The following is a 20,472-nucleotide window of genomic DNA, read 5'->3' as shown; positions in this document are numbered from 1 at the left end:
TAGAGCATATAAATTTGGAATATATCAAAATAAAACGCAGATAAATAAAATAGGTTATATTATGCATTTGCCCAGAAATTTATATAACACAAAACTTTACCGAATTTATGCCCTTGGAGCTAGGGCTTTTCCCTGGAATAGAGAAGCCCCAGATAACGCCAGGGTGCCACCTCATTTCTCCCCAAGAATTGATATATATGCCTTTTCAAGGTCTGATCCTGCAGATGTGTATGATATTACAGGGCAGATTTTAATGGCGTTAATCAGAATCTGTGCCCTCTCCTGCTCATCTCCTGAATAATTGATTGTTACAGTTCTTCCTGATGAATCCATAATGTCATATTTTAATTCCCTTAACCTTGATAGTATATCATTATCCACATTTTTAACAAACTCAATTTTTACCGCGTTTGTGTTAAAGCTCCTTGTTATCTCGCCCATATTTCCTATCTTAAGAACCTTCCCATGATTTAAAAATATTACATCATCACATGTTTCTGAGACCTCTGAGAGTATATGGGATGAGAAGAAAACAAGCTTGTCCTTTTTTAGTTTCAATATAAAATCACGGAATATCTTCCTCTCAAATGGATCAAGGCCGCTTGTTGGCTCATCAAGTATCACTATATCCGGATCAGATACAAGAACAGATGCAAAAACAACCCTCTGCCTCTGGCCTTTTGATAATGAACCTATTCTATTTTTTAATGGTGGTAGTTTAAGTGCGTCAAAATATTCGTCTATTTTGCCATCAACAGTTCTTTTGTCAATGCCCCTCAGCTCACCGATAAATTCCAGTGATTCCTTTACGGTAAAATATGGGTATGGCACAGGTGTTTCTATCATGGAGCCAACCGATTCCAGGGCCTTTTTTGGATTTTTATTAACATTTATGCCATTTAATTCTACTGTGCCCTGTGATGGCCTTAATAAATTTGTCATAATTTTTAATGTTGTTGTTTTTCCCGCACCGTTTGGACCAAGATATCCTATGGCCCTTTTACCGGAAAAATTAAATGATACATTGTCCAGTGCGGTAAAATTCCTATATTTTTTTGAAACATTGACCATTGATATTTCCATTTTTATCCCTCGATCTGCCTCCTTGAATAAATCACAATTGATATAATGCCAAAGACGATTAAATAAATCAGAAGTGATTCTATCCCCTGATATAATGCCGGATTAAACGTGTATATTTTAAGGCCATGCAATGCCGGACTCACTATTTTTGTTGCGGGATATTCGGTATTGAAAATAAGGTATGTAATCTCACCTGCAAAGGTTAAAAATTCAATTGGATATATGCCCTCAAGGCTGCCTATAATTCCGGTTATTATTGGAAATACTAGAATTAATAGAACAATTGATGTGATCATGCCGGATGTTGGGCTCTTAAATATGGAGCTAAAAAATGATGCCAGCATGATGGTTGCGGCAACCATTAAAAGTACAAGGCCAAGGCTCAGTGCAACCTTGGATGTTACCGTTCCATAAAGGTCAATAGATGCAAAAATTCCGACAAGTATGTAAAGGAAAACTATGAAAAAGGATGATAGCAGTGCAGCGGTATACTTCCCAAGAAATAAAACTGACCTTTTTACCGGCTGAACAAGTATGTAATATGCTGAACCGGTGCCAACATCGCCTGAAATTAAATCACCACCAAAAAATGAACCGACCACAACAATAATATCCAGAAGTGATGTATCAAGATAATTTAAAAAAAATGTTGGCGAGTTTGAATCCTTTAACGTTGTGTATTCCACATGAAACATTAAAAGTGTAACCGCAATCGAAACTATTAATGAAAAAAGGGTAAGCCCGATAAACCTTTTGGTCTTAATATAACCCAGTAACTGATATTTAAATGATGTATAGTACTGTTTCAAATTTGTATCCTGTGGCATATGCCTTAATATATAAATGATTTATTTAAAGATTGCCCATAAATATAATAAAAATCAAAAAAAGTCCTTTGCAAATTAAATATATACTGTTTCATAATATCATATTATGCCAGATATTTATGTGCTTGGTGTTGAGGATTATAAAAAAATTCTGGATTTTCAGAGAAGGTTAAATAATTTAAGGAATCAGAATAAAATTGAGGATTCATTTATAATTCTTGAACATAATGATGTTTATACCTCAGGTGTTCACTATAAAGGCGCAATGGACAACATTATAAAGACTGAACGTGGAGGCTATTTAACATACCATGGCCCTGGACAGCTGGTAGCATATTTTATTATAAACATGAAGGAAGGTAATAAGAATGTGCTTGATGTTATCAGATTAATTCAGAAAACCGTTACTGATTTCCTTGAAGTTTATAATATTGATGCTCATCCTGAACTAAATGAAAAAACAGGTGTCTGGGTAAATAATAAAAAGATATGTTCAATAGGCCTCGCAATAAAAGGTTTTTCAACACTGCATGGCATGGCATTAAACATTAATACAGACCTTAAAAAATTTTATCTGATAAACCCCTGCAATTTTGACCCTGAGATAATGACCTCAATTGAGGAAATAAAGGGATTTAAAATACCAATGGATGATGCAAGAAAAAAATATATGGAAATACTTATCAGTGATTTTAAAATTCAAAATTATAATTTATATACAAAAATAAATGATTTTTACATTTGAATAAAATTTAGTCTTTAATGTTTGAGGATAGATATTCCTGTGCTGCAGATACACCAGAATTGGCAGGTATTTTCCTGCCCATATCCCTCAGAACCCGCTCTATTACGGCCACTGTTGAAATTGCATCGTTCTGGTTTATCCAGCCCATATGTCCAATTCTTACATATTTTCCAGCATATTCCGGGACTATGCCTGTGGCCATTTCTATACCATTATTAAGGCATTCTGAAAGAAAATCATTCATGCTTATGCCATCAAGCATCATTCCGGTAACTGTGTGGCTTTCAAAACCCTTTTCAGCCATTACAGGCATATCCATACCATTTAATCCGGCCCTGATTGCACCTGAAACTATTTCATGCCTTTTTATTCTGTTTTCAAGAGTTTCCTCCCTTATAAGGTCAAATGCCTTTTCCAGTGAGAATACTATATGCACAGGAAGTGTTGTATAATATCCTGATTTACCGTTCTGGAAGCTGTTCATAACCTTAATCCACTGATTTAAATCTGTGTAAAATCCTGATATTGAATTTTCTGATAAATGGTTAACAGCGTTCTGGGATAAAACCATTAGGGCTGCACCGGGTGGTGCTGCCATGGCCTTCTGGCTGGCTGTGAGGCAGACGTCTATGCCCCAGTCCTGCACATTTAATTTTTCGGCACCTGCACTGGCAACCGCATCAACAACAATGATATCAACCTTATCACGTATTTTCTTTACAAGGGATTCCACAGGATATAAAACACCGGTGCTTGTCTCAACCTGTGTTATTGTAACCATTTTATATTTTCCGTTTTCCAGTTCTCTTGAAACCTCCTCCTGCGGGATTATATGGCCGGGTTCTGATCTTAAATGCTTGATGTTTAGGGGATATTTTTTAAAAATGTTTACCCATCTATCCCCGAAAACACCGGAGCTGACTATAAGTACATTATCACCCTTTTTTAATAATGATGTTACACTCTCCATGGCCATGGTTCCGCTGCCCGGAAGTATGAATGGCTGGTAATCAGGGGCATTCATTACATATTTTAATCCGTTAAGTGCATTTCCCATGGAAGTAACAAATTCTGGTGATGCAAATCCGGTATTATTCCTTACACCGGCCAGTAAAACATCAATATCAATCATGGTTGGTCCAACATGCATTAAGATTTTTCTGTCCATAATAAATAAAATTATTTAATGAATATAAAACTATTCATTATATGGTATATTTTAATTATTTATATTCCTTAAGCCTTTTAATACTTTTAGAGGAGGATCCTGTTTTTTTATCAATACTTATCCTATCCCTATCCCTGAGCAATGAGATTAATCCTGCAAATACCGTTATGCCTGCCACTATAAAGAAAACAGTGTCAAGGGACCCCATGAAGGCAGGGGCAAAAACATAGGAAAACCATGTATTTCCAGTAATCGTGGATAATGCATTTGCAGGTACAGAGGAAATTACAGGCCCTGGAATTCCTGAGATGATTGCTGATACAGGGTTTATTCCAAGGAAGGTTCCAAATATGGCTTCGGTGGGTGGCATGTGGATTAAATATGGTATTAGCTGTCCTGCATTTTTTGCCCTTAGGCTGGAGGAAATTGTTACAGGCAATGATTTAGAAAGCCCATATATAAGAATGGAAAAGAATAACCCCATGCTGGCAGTATATCCTGTATTCCTCATTGTATTCACCATGCCGGATGCGGTTCCACGGGCTTCAGGAGGAACCACAGACATTACCGCAGAAATGTTTGGAGCGTTGAAAAGGCCATAACCAATGCCAAATATAACAAGGATTATGCCCATTAAATAGTATGAAAAGTTATATGGTAAAAATGCAAGCAGAACCAATGAAAATGCTGATATAAATAGGCCTGCAGATGTTAAAATCCTGAATCCATAACGGTCTGATAAACGCCCCCCAAGTATACCGAAAAGGCCCATGGAAACTGTCATTGGCAGTATGTATATCCCTGCCCATAATGGTGTTATATAAAATGGATATCCATGTATTGGAAGCCATACACCCTGAAACAGAATTGTTAACATGTACATTAATCCCATCATTTCCATGGCGGATATGAACGCAGTAAAATTGCCTATGCTGAACCCCTTAATTTTGAAAAAATCAATCCTAAACATTGGGTTCCCTGATTTTTTCTCAATAAAGGGAAAGATTATTAACAGCAATGTACCGGTAAGCAGTGAAATTATAACAAATGGATTTGTCCATCCCATTGGATTTTTCCCGTATGGTGTTATTCCATATGTCACACCAATGAGAAGTATTATAATACCGGCGGCGAATAGAATATTTCCGGGTATATCAAGCCTGTCCCTTTTCTTCATTGATGTCTCCTTAAGTCTAAAATATGACCAGAATGTGCCAAATATACCAACAGGAACGCTTATGAGAAAAACATCACGCCAGTAAATTACCGATAAAAATCCTCCAAGGACTATGCCTATGCTCACACCGGATACAGCAGCAACGCTATTTATGGATAGGGCAAATCCACGTCCCTCACTTGGAAAATTATCTGTAATGATTGCAAAGCTGTTGGCCATTATAAATGATCCACCAACAGCCTGAACTATTCTAAAAATAATTAATTCGGTGGCTGCTGTGTATCCTGTTCCCGGGGTTAGGTAAAGCAGTATGGATCCGATTGTGAATATTAAAAAACCCAAGTTAAAAAGCCTCACACGGCCGTACATATCTGAAAGCCGGCCTATGGTGAGCAGCAGAACTGATACAACAATCATATAGCTCATTATTGTCCATAAAAGATATGGAAATGATTGTGGGGCCAGTGGGTTCAGATGTATGCCCCTGAAAATTGGTGGAAGTGCCACTATTATTATGCTCGTATTTATTGTGGCCATTAGCTGCCCTATTGTTGTATTGGATAGGGCTATCCATTTTTGCAGCATATTATACTTTATTTATTTTTACTATATAAATATAAAGTGCAAAACAATTTAGCAATTAACTAATTTTTTTATCAAACCCTGTGGATGAATTTAGTATTTTAGGAATTATTATATAATCCCTTGGCTTATTAATTTAATATGGATTATAATTATGAGTGGATCATTGCAAATAAAAATGCAAGCTATTCATCATCCTCAGCATCCTTTGCAAATCTAAGGACGTATCACGGCATTTTTGTAAAAAATATAAATGAGAATTATGATAGAATGGTAATGCTTTCAAAATTCTTTGAGGAATTTGAATTTAATTCAGATAGGATAAACCTGGATTCAAATTACTATCCGGGCACTGTATTTCCCGACGGCAGAAAATATTTAAGTGACCTTAATGATGATCCATATCCGCAGTTTGTATATTCTTCACAGAATTTCAAAATAAAAAAAAGCATAATTATGCATCCACTTAAGGATGTTTTAATAATAAAATATGAAATGGACCCTGAGCCTGAAATTGCAAGATTTTATCCATTATTAAGTTTTAGAAATTCCAATGATATAATAAGAAAGGGTGATCGTATTTTTGTATGGCAGAAAAATGGTAAATTTGTTCATTTTTCATCCGTTCAAAATAATCTTTGGATTGGATCTGATGGCAATTTTATTACAGATAATTTGTGGTATTATAATTTTCAGTATCCTGTTGAAATTGAAAGAGGATCACATTATGAGGAGGATCTGTATCTTCCGGGGCACTTTGAGCTAAGACATCCAGGCAAAAACATTGAAATTACTATTCATTCTGATGCATCATATGCTGGCGAATCCTTTGATGATACCCTTAAAGAATACATTAAAAGCAGATATAAAATTAGATCAAATAGAATAAATATAAAAAACATGTATGAAAAGGCAAATATTTTCCTCCTTAAAAATAATATAATAGCGGGATATTACTGGTTTGGCCCATGGGGCAGGGATACATTTATATCCCTGCCGGGGCTTGCGCTTATACCCGGTAGATATGAACTTGCCAGGGATATTCTATTTACATATATGAGGCAAATGAAAAATGGTATAATTCCCAAAACAATGGTAGGGGAATATGATGCTGCAGATGTATCGCTCTGGTTTATCTATGCAGTTTATAAGTATTATGAGTACACAAAAGATGTTAACACCATAAGGCATTTTATGCCAGCAATTAAGGAAATTATAGATGGATATATTAGGGGTAATGACTATTATTTTATGGAAAATAACCTTATAAAATTAAAGATGGGCAAGCTGACGTGGATGGATGCGGAGTATAATAATATAATATTCACGCCACGTTCAGGAATGCCTGTGGAGATAAATGCACTATGGTATAATGCGCTTAAAACATATGAGTTCCTCTGCAATGAGGTTTCAATTGGTTATGATGATTCCTATAAAAATATATATAAGTATATCGAAAAAAATTTTGAAAATCTATACATGCATGATGGAAAAATTTACGATGTGCTTCCAGATGATTTTAGATTAAGGCCTAATTTTATTTTTGCCTTTTCACTTCCATTCCCGGTATTAAATAACTTTAATAAATACAAAAATCAGGTTGATAAATACCTTATAACACCATATGGGCTCAGAACATTATCCCCAGAGGATCCTGATTACATACCTGTATATACCGGTGACCGGCTTCACCGTGACAGGGCATATCATAATGGAATCATATGGCCGTGGCTTGCAGGCCCTTATATTACGGCGGCTGTAAGGTCAGGCAACAGTGCTTCAGATTTGCTTGATTATTTTTCATCACTATATAACATGAGGAAAATACCGGAACTCTTTGATGATGATGGGACGCCAAAGGGCTGCATACTTCAGGCATGGAGTTACGGGGAATTAATAAGATCTTACTTTGAGGATCTTGGGGGCAATTAAATGAGGATATCTGTAATCGGCTGGGAGCTTCCGCCTGCATTTTCAGGTGGCCTGGGTGTTCATACCATAAATATATTTTCAATTATAAATAAGATTTTTGATGTAACGCTGTATATTCCAGATGTTTCAGGACTTTATCCATATTATCCATTTAGGGTAAAAAGGGTGAAAACCAATTATAAAATTAATGAAAAAAATATAAGAAATGAAAGTTATTATACCGGATTCGATGGCATTAAATTTCATGATTTTAATGAAAAGATAAAATATTATAATGAGATGGTTGTTGATCAATTCGATCCTGAAACCGATATTATACACTGCCATGACTGGATTACATTTGAGGCGGGCATTGAGCTTAAGGAAAGATATAATAAACCACTTGTAATAACAGTGCACAGTACAGAAATAGACAGATCCGGAAACTTTTTCCCACAAAAATATATAATGGACATTGAAAGAAGGGGCATAAAATATGCTGACAGGATAATAGCCGTATCAGAATACACCCAGAAGATGATTATTAAATATTATAATGCAGATCCAAAAAAAATTTATGTTGTGCATAATGGTATAGATAATACATTCATAAACATGCCGCAGAAATCCTATGATTTATACAGAAACATTCTTTATTTTGGGAGAATTACAACACAGAAAGGACCAAGATTTTTCCTGGATGCGGCATACCGTGTTATAAAGAAATTTCCAGATATTAAATTTACATTTGCCGGTACCGGTGATCAGGAACCTGAAATGAGGAGGATTACAGGTGAACTTGGAATAAATAGGAATGTTATATTCAGGGGCTTTGTAAGCTTTAATGAGCAGATATACTATTATAAAAACAGTGATGTGTTTCTGCTCCCCGCGGTATCCGAGCCATTTGGCATGTCTGTTATAGAGGCAATGAGCACCGGAACCCCCGCAATAATTAGCTACACAACCGGTGTTGGTGAGGCGCTTCATAATGTTTTCAGATCTGATTACTGGGACACTGAACTTTTATCCGAATATATAATCTCAATGCTTCTTCATAGGGGATTAAGAGAGACCATGGGTATAAATGGCCAGATTGAGGCAAGGAAATTTACATGGGAGAGTGCTGCCATTAAAACAATGGAGGTATACAGATCAATATGACGGATAATGTAATAATGTATTTTGAGGTTCACCAGCCGCGTAGGCTGAGACCTTACAGAAGGTACGAAATAGGCAATAATAATTCATTCTTCTGGGACTCTGAAAATGAGAGGATTTTTAAAAGAATTTCGGAAAAATCATACATACCTGCAACAAGAATTTTAATGGAGAATAATATAAATGCCACATTCTCATTATCAGGTACATTTATAGAACAGGCTGAGGTGTTTTATCCAGAGGTTCTTGATGTGTTTAAGGAATACTTTAAATCCGGGCTTGGGGAATTGCTTGATGAAACCTATTATCATAGCCTTGCAGGAATCTATGATGAAAACGAATTTAAAAAACAAATTTCCATGCATGCTGAAAAAATGAAAAATGTATTTGGAATCAAACCCAAAAATTTTAGAAATACAGAATTGATTTACAATACAAATATTAGCAGGATTGTTAAAAATATTGGATACAATTTAATTTTAACAGAATTTACAGACAGATTCAATAACGCCAATTCACCCAACTTTGTTTATAAGGATATTAATGGATTAGGAATGCTTTTAAGGAATTATAATTTAAGTGATGACATATCATTTAGATTCTCAAACAGATCGTGGCCGGAGTTTCCACTTACAGCCGAAAAATATGCATCCTGGATTAAACACTCAGAAGGCGATGTAATTAATATTTTTATGGATTATGAGACATTTGGGGAACATCAGGACAGTTCCACCGGAATTTTTGAATTTTTAAAATCATTGAAAACTGAAATGATTAAAAATAATATAAACGACCTCAGGGTAAATGACGCGTTAAAATTTTCTGTTAAATCAGTTATAAATACAGATTCCACAATATCATGGGCTGATACCGGGAGGGACCTATCACCATGGACTGGAAACAGTATGCAGGTTGAGGCGCTAAATATTTTGTTATCAAAGGGCGATAAAATTGATGAAAAACTCTTTGGATATCTTCAGACCTCAGATAATTTTTACTATATGGCAGCAGGCACAGGCCCAGATCAGGAGGTCCATGAATATTTTAATCCCTATAAATCACCATACAACGCATTTTTTTATTTCACAAATATTCTTGAAAATTTTTAAATAGTAATTTACAACAATTGTGTTAATATGTATTTTTTATCCATTAAATGTATAAATTTAAAATAAGGATATTATAAAATATTTTATAAATCGCATTTTCCTGTTGGGCATGCAGGGTCGAATGTGGAGTCAAGTTTCAGGAATTTATCGGGCATTTTTAATGATAAATCAATTTTTTTTTCCTCATCACTTTTTTTTGTCTCCTCAGTTTCCTTTTTTGTTCCTGCATATAATACCTGCTGGCTCTTGCTCCTGTCCCTGTAAACCGTTATACCCTTGCAGTGCAGATCCTTTGCGAGCCTGTATGCCTTTGCAATGTCATCTGGAGTTGCCTCATAGGGAAGGTTAATTGTCTTTGATACTCCGGAATCGCAGTATCTCTGGAATGTTGCCTGCATTATTACATGCCATTCAGGATCTATCTCCTGCGCAGTCACAAATATTGATTTCAGGTCATCAGGTAAATCAACATTCTGCAGGTTCCCTGTCTGTGCAACCTTTTCCATTATCTCATTTGAGTAAAGCCCCCTTGACCTTAGGGCATCCTCAAATAGGGGATTTACCTCCAGTAATTCCTGCCCGTTTAGCACATGTCTTACAAAGGCTATGGCAAATAATGGCTCAATTGATGAGGAACATCCGGCAATTATTGATATTGTACCTGTTGGGGCAATGGTTGTTGTTGTTGAATTTCTCATCTTTATTCCGTTTTCCTCCCATTCTGATCCATACCATCCGGGGAAGACACCCCTCTCCTCAGCAAGTCTCTGTGATTCAAGGTGTGACTCATCATTAAGTGTTTTCATGACCTTTTCCGCCATTTCAAGGGCCTCATTGCTGTTATATGGTATGCCAAGCATTATTAGCATGTCTGCAAATCCCATTAATCCAAGGCCTATTTTTCTGGTCTTTCTTGTCATGTTTTTTATTTCCTCTACAGGGAATTTGTTGGCATCTACTACGTTTTCAAGGAACCTTGTGGCTATGTCTATTGTTTCTTTATATTTATCAAAATTGAACTGACCATTCTCCACAAATTTTGATAGATTTATTGAACCGAGATTGCAGGATTCATAGGGCATAAGCGGCTGCTCGCCACAGTTGTGTACCACAATTCCGCTAGCTACAAATGAATGAGTAGATGGTTCTACTAAATCATATACATCTTCCTTACCTACATATTCTATATTATCAACCCTTGCAACCCATTTCTCATCTCTAGGCCCCTGTGAGTAACTATTTACAAGCTTTAATAACTTTGAGTTCTTTCTTTCGGATAAAAATCCTATTTTATTATAGAATGTTACCGAACTTTTACCCATGATATATAACTCGTGATATGGTTGAGTTTTATACATTTTTAGATTTCTATTTGAATCTGGAAGCATTTTAAATCCAGCCTTTCTGCGATTGAAATATATCCTGCTATATATCCCAAAGTTAAGTAACAATTCTTGAACACCACGTAATAGTTTCTCGCTTATTGATGTTAAATGTATATGCCTTGTGCTGTTCCCATCTAGATTTACTGTACCATCCGCCTCGAATAGTGCCTGTATAAATCCTTTCTGCATTTCCATTGATCCTTCAAATACCTTCTCAGGAACCTTTAATTTTTCATCCAATAAATCATATTCTTTAGCCATTTCCTTTAATCTTTCAGATGCTATTGTTGTGCAGTTTCTGCTCTCTATGTTTACCAGTCCTACATGGTAATCACGGTTATTCGTTGATGGCCTTATTATATTATTTACATAATTTTCAAAATCCTTTGCCAATACGCGATCCTGGTCATAGAATGATAGAACGGCCCGATCGTTATTATTGCCTTTGTTTATATGGCCATCACCAACAAGCCATCCAAGGACCCTTCCTTCCTCAAGGCTGCCATAGCTTCCAAAAGCTCCTCCTTCATTTAGTATTCTTATTTTTTCGCCCTTTCTTAACTTTAATGCCTCTACCCATCCTCTTTCATCGCTGTAGATTTTATGGTCTCCGGTTACCTTTATTTCGAATCCCTCCCTGGTTGTTATCTTATATACATCCTTATAGCCTGTATAAATGACATTTGATGATTTTCTGAAATTGCCACCTAATCTTCCATCTATCTTTATATTTAATGGCTCTCCATAATCATACAGCTGTTTTGCTGTTTTTATTCCCTCGGATGTGTATATTCTTGTATCACCTGTTACACAGGGATTTGTTGATTCTATATACCCTATATTTTTCACAGGGTTCTTTTTATTAATTTCATCAAGGAAAACCATTCCGGGGTCTCCGGTCTTCCATGCCTGGTTTATTATGGAATTCCAGAGGGTCCTTGCCTTAATTTTTCCCATCGTTCTTTTATCACGTGGATTCTTAAGCTCAATATAATCATCATTGTCCAGCTTTTCAAAAAATTCATCATCAACCGCAACAGATATATTGAAATTGCTTAGAACCTTGTTATCTGAGTCCTTGCTCATTATAAAGTCCATTATGTTCGGGTGGTTATAGTTAAGTATGCCCATGTTTGCCCCCCTTCTCTTGCCACCCTGTTTTATTACATCTGTTGTAACATCAAATATTCTCATAAATGATACTGGGCCTGATGCAACACCCTTTGTGGATGCAACTATGTCATCTGATGCCCTTAGCCTTGAGAATGAGAAACCTGTGCCACCGCCAGATTTGTGTATCTCCGCGGTATATTTTAATGCATCAAATATGGAATCTATGCTATCATCGACTGGAAGCACAAAGCATGCTGAAAGCTGACCAAGTGGTCCACCGGCATTCATTAATGTTGGTGAATTTGGAACAAAGCGCAGGTTTATCATTTCGTCCTCAAATTTTTTGATATAATAATTTATTCTTGTTTTCTTTGTCTCAAGAAAATCAAGGAATTCATCAAACGTGCCTGTTAGCTCCTTTTCCTTCTTTAACTCATTAAAGGCCCTCCTCAATTCATCTATCTGTGTTTTTGAAAGACCTGAATAGACCTCACCATCCTCATGTATAACACCATTTTTCTGGAAATCACGGTAATCATATAATCCCTGTATTATGGCCAGATGTACTGCAACACGGTGGAACATCTGCCTTGGGGTTTCTATTATTTTGCCCTCAGAGTCCTTGAATAAATACCTTGCCTCAAGAACCTTTATTGCATTTACAGTTAATTTTAGATCGTCCTTTACACCAAGTAGCTCCTTTTCCTCCCTTATGGTTTTCCTCTTTTCCCTGTATAATATATATGATTTTGCAACAGGTATATACGATTTACCATCAATCTTTCTTGTCATAAGAACATTTTCTACAGTATCCTGTATGGATTCAACATTTGGTACCCCCCCTGATTTTTCCAATTCCTCTGTAACAATATCGGCAAGCTTGTTTGCATCCTCCATTGAACCCATTTTAACCGAAAGCATGGCCTTATAAATTGCCATTGCTATTTTACCCTTATCGAATGGAACCTCAGTTCCGTCCCTTTTTATAACATTTTTTATACTAGTTATCATATTACATCACGGTGCATTAATGACAATACCTGAAGGAATATAAAAATTTTTGAACCCAACATGTAATTAGATAAGTTACTTACAGCATAAACATATATGTTATCAGATCAGATAAAATATAAGATAACATCATTTTTAAAACAAATTAGTATAAATACCTATAATATATAATATATCATGAATATTTTTGAATCAGTCCCCAATTTTAGCACATCCGATGAGAATATAATTGAAATATTAAAAGGCATAATAACATCAGGCGGTGGTACTTTTCTGGACAGCACATCTGATAGGGACCATAACAGAAGTGTTATAACGCTGATAGCAGATAACGATAGGATTGTACAGATACTGTTTGACCTTGCAAAAAGTGCAAAGGAACTCATAGATATGGAAAAACACAGGGGATTGCATCCAAGAATAGGTGCGCTGGATGTGCTTCCTATAGTTCCAATGGGAAATTCCACCATGAATGAGGCCATAGAAATATCAAATAAACTTGGTTATAGAATAGGTAGCGAGCTTGGCATCCCTGTTTATATGTATGGTGAATCAGCGAAAATTCCGGAAAGGAGGGATATATCATACATAAGGAATATGCATTTTCAGTATGAGGAACTAAAACAGCATATTTTGGAGGAAAAATATAAACCTGATTACGGGCCTGCTGTTTTGGGCAGTGCAGGTGCAATGATGGTTGGCGCAAGAAATTTCCTTATAGCCTATAATGTGAATATTAATACAGATGACGTTTCAAAGGTAAATATGATTGTGAAAAAAATAAGATCAGGAAAATATTTTAAGGGGGTAAAGGCACTTGCATTCCCAATTAAGTCAAAGGGTTACACGCAGTTATCCATGAATATATACTGTTATAAATGTTCACCAATTAATAACATATATAATTTTATAGATTCCGAGGCAAAAGGTATGGGATTTGACATAGAATCAAGTGAGATAATTGGTCTCCTGCCTGCTGACGCTGTTGCATTATCCCTTGGAAAATTCATAAAGGCGGATATATCTGGCAAAAATATTTTAGAATATAAAATATTAGGAAGCTATGGAAATAGATGAATATATAAATAATTTAAAAAGCGATTCTGCAGCACCCGGCGGTGGATCTGCATCAGCATTAACATCAATATTTTCAGCATCATTAAATTCAATGGCATCCCTGCTATCATTAAAAAAGGAAAAGCTCAGGGAAAATTACGGGAAATATAATAATATTGTTTTACAGAGCAATAAAATTATAGATGACTTAAAAAGTTTAATGAATGAGGATGAAAAAAATTTTATGGACATAATGGATGCCTTAAGAATTTCCCGTAATGATAAAAACAGGCCCAATAAAATAAATTATGCGGTAAAAAAAAGCATAATAACATCATGGAAAATAGCAATTAGATCATTGATAAACCTTGAAAATGCAGTTTATCTTCTTTATAATGGAAATAAAAATCTTGTTACAGATGATATAACCTCGGCATATATGGCATACTCCTCAATAAATGCATCTCTGGGAAACATCGCCATAAATTTAGGGATATATAAAGGCTCGGAATATATTTTTACAGAAAAATTGAAAATTAAACTGTTTTATGAGGAGAGCCTTAGGATATTTGGAATGGCAGAGTCCTATGAAAAAGATATATTTAAAGCTCTATAGATGAGAAATCAATATCCTTAATTGTATATGCAACAACCCGTGAATCGCTTCTTTCTATTTCGTCCATGCTGGTGAGCTTTTCCATTATACGCAAAAAATCCTGCCTGTTCCTGTTCACGGTCAGAATAACAAAATCAATATCACCCAGTATAAAAAATACTGCAACAACATTTGGAAGTGATTTTAGCTTGTTGCCAATTATCTGTGCATAATCCTTATGATATTTTGTTTTAACAAATATTATGGATATAAAATCAAAATTCAATTTCTCATAATCCAGGAGTGCAACCTGTTTTTTTATTATGCCATCCTCCTTTAGTTTATTTATCCTCTTGCTAATTGCGGAGGCTGAAAATAATCCAACCTTTTTGCCAATTTCCTTTAATGGCACATCACAATCATTTTTAAGAATGGTTAATATTCTTCTATCAAATTCATCCACCATAATGATTAAAAGTTTTATCACTATTTTATATTTTCTATCAATAAATATGTTTTTATGTCAAAAAATTTTGTTTTAATAATAAAAAAGGAAAAATTATTGCTATAAAATACTGTTTCACTTAATCATAAGAATCATTTTATATCATCTTAAGTTTATATTTATATGGTTGATGAGATTAAGCATTCTTCTGGAACAAATAAATTAAAAAGCAATGCTGTTGGCAGCATTCAGGGAATTTTTCAGTCCTTATCATATGTCGGCCCGGCTGCAGATGTGGCAATTTTATTACTTGGCACCGTTGCATTTGCACTTGTTGCCACACCGCTGGCAATTATAGTGGCATGGCTTTCATACGGTTTATTCATGATAATGCCATATGAATTTTCAAAATACAAGGCAAATGCGGGAAGTTATTATGCATATGCTGCGGGTAGCACCAGGGGTGGCGGCTTCGGACCAATGGCGCTATTTACATGGATGGGTGAGAACTTTACAGGTCAGGCCTTCGGTATACTCGGTTTATCTGCGTTCATATTTGCGATCTCAACCTATATTAGCAATATACCATATTTATGGATCCTCTTTGCTGTAATAATAACACTCTACATGTTTATTCTTCCATATCTTGGAATAAAGGTATCAACAAATTATATGGCAATTACAGGAATGCTTGAGGTTTTGCTCCTTGTCATAGGCTCATTTATAATTATCGCAAGGCTTGGATCGGCAAATACATTAAAGCCATTTTACCTGCCAACAGGCAGTGCCATAGGTTCTTTTTTCTTTGGAGTTATATTTTCCATAGTGGATTTCACCGGACTTGGCACTGTTACAACAATATCCGAGGAGATGAAAAATTCAAAGAGAAACGTGAGAAAATCAATTTTAATTGCATGGCTTCTTGCAGGGCTTGCACTGATACCGGCCTCATATGCCCTTGTTGTTGGATGGGGCCTTCCATCAATATCAGCCTTTGCCAGCGCACCTGATCCGGGACTTATTGTATTCTATAGATATCTTGGACCTGTTGGGTTCATTTTATTAATAATATTCACTACAAATAGCTATTTTTCGTATGCAGTTTCAAAAACAAATGCAGTGAGCAGGATATGGTATTCCGCAGCCAGGGATAGGGTCATATTTCCGGAGTATATTGGTGAGGTGCATAAAAAATACAGAACACCAGGACATGCCATGCTTGTTTGGCTTGCCATTTCATTTGTGCTTGATATAATAACAGGCATATATTTTGGACCTGTGAACGCCGCATTAATTCTTTTAACAATGACGGGCGTATGCATAGTTACAGTACATATAATTGGAAATACATCTCTTACATTCTTTAGCCACACGGTGCTTAAGAAAACAGGGGAATCAAGCATACTGTACCATTATGTTATGCCGACCATTGCAAGTTTTGTTGGGCTTGTTATTATTTATTATACAGTGCTTACAAACATACAGACATATATATCGGACCCAACAACGCTTAATCTTGCGTATTTTATTATAGTTATACTCGCGGTTCTCTGGATAGTTGTTGGTGCGGTTGCGGTTACATTATATTATAAATTTAAAAAACCAGAAGTGCTGCAGAATGCAGGAAATTATGATGCTGAAATGGAAATAAGTGAAAACAGTTAAGGGTGATTAAAATGGAGGTATATAATTTAAGTTATGATGAGGCGCCTGTAATAAAAACAGAGCTGCCAGGTCCAAGGTCAAGGATTGCGCTAAATGAGCAGGACATGCTTGAAACACAGAGCAGAACCTATACAAGGGCATTTAAACTTGCCGTTGATAATGCCAGGGGATCAACAGTAATGGATCTTGACGGCAATATATTTATAGACTGGTTTGCAGGCATTAGTGTTTTAAATCTTGGGCATAACAACCCTATTGTCAGGCATGCAATAGAGGAGCAGCTTGAAAAAATAGTTCATATCAATGAGGTTCCCACGGAGGCAAGAATCAATTTTTTGAAAACTTTAAATTCAGTGCTACCAAAGGAACTTAAGGACCATGCAAGGACAATGTTTACTGTTACCGGTGCCGATGCATGCGAGGCTGCAATAAGCCTTGCCAGGCATGTATCAGGCAAAAAAACCATTGTTGCCTTTGGTGGGTCATATCATGGCGTTGCCGGGGACATTGTGGGTGCAACAGCAAATTATCATTACAGGGATTATGCCGGAATATCCCCAAGGGATATATACCACCTTCCATTTCCTTATCCATATAGATTTCCGGTAAATGTTCCTGAGGGGGATATAAGCAAGGTCGTCATAGAACAGCTTGAATATATAATAAGGGATCCGGCTGCAGGTCCCGGATCAATAGGAGGCGTCCTTGTTGAGCCTGTTCAGGGTGAGGGGGGATACATAGTCCCACCTGATGATTTTCTTCCTATGTTAAGGGAGGTTACTGAAAAATATTCAATACCTCTTATTTTTGACGAGGTTCAGAGTGGAATGGGAAGAACCGGGAAAATATGGGCATCCGAGCATTATAATGTTAGCCCGGATATTATGTGCATATCAAAGAGTGTTGGTGGTGGAATACCAGCATCAATGATTTCATACCGTGCTGATTATGACAGGGATCTGCCTGCAGGCTTTCACCTTGGCACATACCGGGCTAACCCACTGGCACTTGCCGCTGGAACTGCAATTTTAAACTATTTAAAAACAAGTGGTATTCTGGACAGGGTGACAAGCAAGGGCAGATATATAAAGAAAAGGTTTGAGGAAATGGCCGGTAAGAATCCATTCATAGGTGATGTTCGCGGCCTTGGCTACATGATCGCTGCAGAGCTTGTAAGGGATAAAAACACAAGGGAACCTGCCACTGAAATGGCAAATACCATGAAGGAAACTCTTTTCAGGCATGGACTGCTTATGCTTACATGCGGGCATTATGGAAATGTAATGAGGTATATAGCCCCACTCACAATAGAGGATCATATAATAGAATCTGGACTTGATGTATTCTCTGAATCACTGGATGAGGTCTCTAAAAAAATGAAATAGATGGTTACATGCAGCAGTTTAAATTTATGAAATTCTCTGCAAACATTGAGGCGGGATTTGGATCGTTAAAAAATATCGGTGAGCATCTAAAAAATATAGGGATTACCGGAACCGCTGCCGTTATATCTGGAGAAACAGCATTTAGAATAGCAGGTAAAATAGTGGTTGATTCCCTTGAATCCAGTGGATTTTATGTTAACACATTTATTTACGAAAAAATAGAACCAACACTTAAAAATGCCGAGAGTTTAAAAGCTATAATTAAAAATTATTCATCAAAAAATGATGTTTTTATAATTGGCATAGGCGGTGGCTCAACACTTGATGTGTGCAAATATATATCTGCTAAACTTGAACTTAATTTTATTGCCGTTCCAACGCTTCTTTCAAGCGATGCAATAGCAACTGGATACTCTGTTTTATGGATTGATGATAAAAACGAGGCATTCCAGACGAAGGCACCCTCGCTTATTGTTGGTGATTATGAAATATTAAAAAACCAGCCAAAAAAATACATCTCTGCTGGAGTTGGTGATATGCTTTCAAAGATGTCTGCACTTTATGACTGGAGGCTTGCCTTCTGGCTTGCAGGTGAAACATATAATGATTTCGCCATGAATGTTGCAAAGGCCACAACCAATTTATTAAAGAAGAGGATTGCGGATGTTGCGGCAATGAATTATATCGGAATAGAAACATTATTTTTGTCTGAGGTTACAGATGGTTATCTTATGCAGCTCTCTGGAACAACCCGGGTTGCGGCAGGAAGCGAACATTTATTTACCTTCGCACTTGAAAAAATACATGGAATGCCAAATCATGGTGAGTATTGCGGCCTTGGCACCATTATGATGGCATATATACAATCCAAAAAGGATGGCGAGGTCAGGGAATATTTAAACGATGTTGGTGCGGCCACAACAGCTGCAGATCTAGATGTAAAACCCCAAGAAATAATAAAGGCGCTTACAATTGCACATACAATGAGGCCATGGTATACAATACTTGGTATAAATGGCCTTTCAGAGGGTTCTGCCGAGAGGCTGGCAAGGTATACAATGGTTATTTAATTTATAATAATCAATAATAATTAATATAGGATTGCCATATAAACCATAATGGAATTTGTTGATATGCATGAGGATTTCGCATTTTCTTCATTGCGCGGTGATATAATATCTGGTAACGGCCAGTCTGGAATAAATATGCTCAGGGAATTTGAAAAGGTAACAATATTTTCTGTTGTTTTTCCACATATTCCAGCATACACTGATTTGTCAGATGAAATGACAAAGAATTATGGGTTCAAACAGGAAGGAACATATCCAGAGTACAGCATAATGATGGACCAGTTTAAATTTTACTATTATCTTGAGAGATCAGGTTATTTAAGATTGGTAAGAAGATACAGTGATATAAACAATGGAATTAATTTTTTGATTTCAATGGAGGGCACCGATGTTCTGAATCAGCCCGATGATTTATACATATTAAAAAACCTTGGGCTTGGTGCCATTGGATTAACATGGAATTATGATACAAAATTTGCAGCGTCGTGCATGTCCAGAAAGGATTATGGACTTACCGGCTTTGGTGAGGAATTGATTAACATAGCAAACAAGACTGGTATTATTATTGACCTTGCACATGCATCCAGAAAAACCGTTCTTGAAGCCTGTGCGTTAACAAAGGCACCGGTAATAGATTCACATACAAATTTAACAGCGTTAAAAAAACACACAAGGAACATAGATGACGAGGAAATAAAGGCAATTACAGAGACAGATGGTATTATCGGTATAACCGCAATTCCCGCCACACTCAATCATGCCAGTGTTGATGGAATTATAGAAAACATCAATTATATTGGAGACAACTATGGGTGGAGATATGTTGGCATTGGAACAGATTTTCTTGGCATAAACGATGTCCCTGCTGGCTTTGAAAATATAATTAAAATGGAGGAATTAAAATCAAAACTTGATCATTATCAGGATGTATTTTTTAAGAATCCCTACAGGATAATAGAGAAAATTTTGGGATGATTATAATAA

The 20,472-nt window shown here is 36.2% G+C and carries 16 protein-coding genes; 10 read left to right on the top strand and 6 right to left on the bottom strand.

From position 1 onward, the window contains the following. Positions 1-171 precede the first annotated feature (171 nt). Both AOG55_RS01450 and AOG55_RS01445 read right to left on the bottom strand, forming a co-directional pair. Entirely contained in the window at positions 172-1,083 is a 912-nt protein-coding gene (locus AOG55_RS01450) for an ABC transporter ATP-binding protein (RefSeq protein ID WP_054963773.1), read from the bottom strand. 2 nt (positions 1,084-1,085) lie between these two features. Next, positions 1,086-1,910: an ABC transporter permease gene (locus AOG55_RS01445; protein ID WP_055032528.1), complete on the bottom strand. Its 825-nt coding sequence runs from the start codon at positions 1,908-1,910 to the stop codon at positions 1,086-1,088. A gap of 106 nt (positions 1,911-2,016) precedes the next feature. On the opposite strand from AOG55_RS01445, the gene lipB reads away from it, so the two are divergent. Continuing rightward, positions 2,017-2,655, top strand: coding sequence for a lipoyl(octanoyl) transferase LipB (gene lipB, locus AOG55_RS01440; protein ID WP_084779381.1), 639 nt, complete (start codon positions 2,017-2,019; stop codon positions 2,653-2,655). Between the two features lie 7 nt (positions 2,656-2,662). Here the strand turns inward: lipB and AOG55_RS01435 are convergent, their stop codons facing one another. Then, the gene (locus AOG55_RS01435; protein ID WP_048101534.1) at positions 2,663-3,823 is read right to left on the bottom strand and encodes a pyridoxal-phosphate-dependent aminotransferase family protein; all 1,161 of its coding nucleotides are present in this window, start codon (positions 3,821-3,823) and stop codon (positions 2,663-2,665) included. A gap of 55 nt (positions 3,824-3,878) precedes the next feature. Next, on the bottom strand, positions 3,879-5,585 hold the full coding sequence (locus tag AOG55_RS01430) for an MFS transporter (RefSeq protein ID WP_055040794.1): 1,707 nt from the start codon (positions 5,583-5,585) through the stop codon (positions 3,879-3,881). Between the two features lie 138 nt (positions 5,586-5,723). Here AOG55_RS01430 and AOG55_RS01425 point away from each other — a divergent pair, with 138 nt between their 5' ends. Genes AOG55_RS01425 through AOG55_RS01415 form a run of 3 tightly spaced genes read left to right on the top strand, consistent with a single transcriptional unit; the run spans position 5,724 to position 9,763 of the window. Next, entirely contained in the window at positions 5,724-7,514 is a 1,791-nt protein-coding gene (locus tag AOG55_RS01425) for an amylo-alpha-1,6-glucosidase (RefSeq protein WP_055040793.1), read from the top strand. Further along, on the top strand, positions 7,515-8,657 hold the full coding sequence (locus AOG55_RS01420; protein WP_048101537.1) for a glycosyltransferase family 4 protein: 1,143 nt from the start codon (positions 7,515-7,517) through the stop codon (positions 8,655-8,657). Further along, positions 8,654-9,763: a glycoside hydrolase family 57 protein gene (locus AOG55_RS01415; protein WP_055040792.1), complete on the top strand. Its 1,110-nt coding sequence runs from the start codon at positions 8,654-8,656 to the stop codon at positions 9,761-9,763. The genes AOG55_RS01420 and AOG55_RS01415 overlap by 4 nt, the downstream gene beginning before the upstream one ends. Before the next feature lie 83 nt (positions 9,764-9,846). On the opposite strand, the gene AOG55_RS09085 is transcribed toward AOG55_RS01415, so the two are convergent. After that, positions 9,847-13,272, bottom strand: a complete 3,426-nt coding sequence (locus tag AOG55_RS09085; protein WP_084779380.1) for an LAGLIDADG family homing endonuclease — start codon at positions 13,270-13,272, stop codon at positions 9,847-9,849. A 177-nt stretch (positions 13,273-13,449) separates the two neighbouring features. Between AOG55_RS09085 and ftcD the strand changes: the two genes are divergently transcribed. Continuing rightward, positions 13,450-14,349, top strand: coding sequence for a glutamate formimidoyltransferase (ftcD, locus tag AOG55_RS01400; protein WP_054964539.1), 900 nt, complete (start codon positions 13,450-13,452; stop codon positions 14,347-14,349). After that, positions 14,336-14,944: a cyclodeaminase/cyclohydrolase family protein gene (locus tag AOG55_RS01395; protein WP_048101540.1), complete on the top strand. Its 609-nt coding sequence runs from the start codon at positions 14,336-14,338 to the stop codon at positions 14,942-14,944. Before ftcD ends, AOG55_RS01395 begins: the two co-directional genes overlap by 14 nt. Here AOG55_RS01395 and AOG55_RS01390 read toward each other — a convergent pair. Further along, positions 14,931-15,389 carry an Lrp/AsnC family transcriptional regulator gene (locus tag AOG55_RS01390; RefSeq protein ID WP_054964538.1) on the bottom strand — a complete coding sequence of 153 codons (459 nt, stop codon included), beginning with the start codon at positions 15,387-15,389 and terminating at the stop codon, positions 14,931-14,933. The two genes, AOG55_RS01395 and AOG55_RS01390, sit on opposite strands and share 14 nt — an antisense overlap. Before the next feature lie 162 nt (positions 15,390-15,551). On the opposite strand from AOG55_RS01390, the gene AOG55_RS01385 reads away from it, so the two are divergent. The 4 genes from AOG55_RS01385 to AOG55_RS01370 are packed head-to-tail and all read left to right on the top strand — an operon-like array spanning position 15,552 to position 20,463. Continuing rightward, positions 15,552-17,033: an APC family permease gene (locus tag AOG55_RS01385; protein ID WP_055032525.1), complete on the top strand. Its 1,482-nt coding sequence runs from the start codon at positions 15,552-15,554 to the stop codon at positions 17,031-17,033. 11 nt (positions 17,034-17,044) lie between these two features. Continuing rightward, entirely contained in the window at positions 17,045-18,418 is a 1,374-nt protein-coding gene (locus AOG55_RS01380; protein WP_055040795.1) for an aspartate aminotransferase family protein, read from the top strand. A gap of 8 nt (positions 18,419-18,426) precedes the next feature. Beyond that, entirely contained in the window at positions 18,427-19,488 is a 1,062-nt protein-coding gene (locus tag AOG55_RS01375) for a sn-glycerol-1-phosphate dehydrogenase (RefSeq protein WP_055032524.1), read from the top strand. Positions 19,489-19,536: 48 nt separating this feature from the next. After that, the gene (locus tag AOG55_RS01370) at positions 19,537-20,463 is read left to right on the top strand and encodes a membrane dipeptidase (RefSeq protein ID WP_055032523.1); all 927 of its coding nucleotides are present in this window, start codon (positions 19,537-19,539) and stop codon (positions 20,461-20,463) included. Positions 20,464-20,472 lie beyond the last annotated feature (9 nt).

Source organism: Acidiplasma cupricumulans, assembly GCF_001402935.1.
GTDB lineage: Archaea > Thermoplasmatota > Thermoplasmata > Thermoplasmatales > Thermoplasmataceae > Acidiplasma > Acidiplasma aeolicum.
This window is presented reverse-complemented; position numbering and strand designations above follow the sequence as displayed.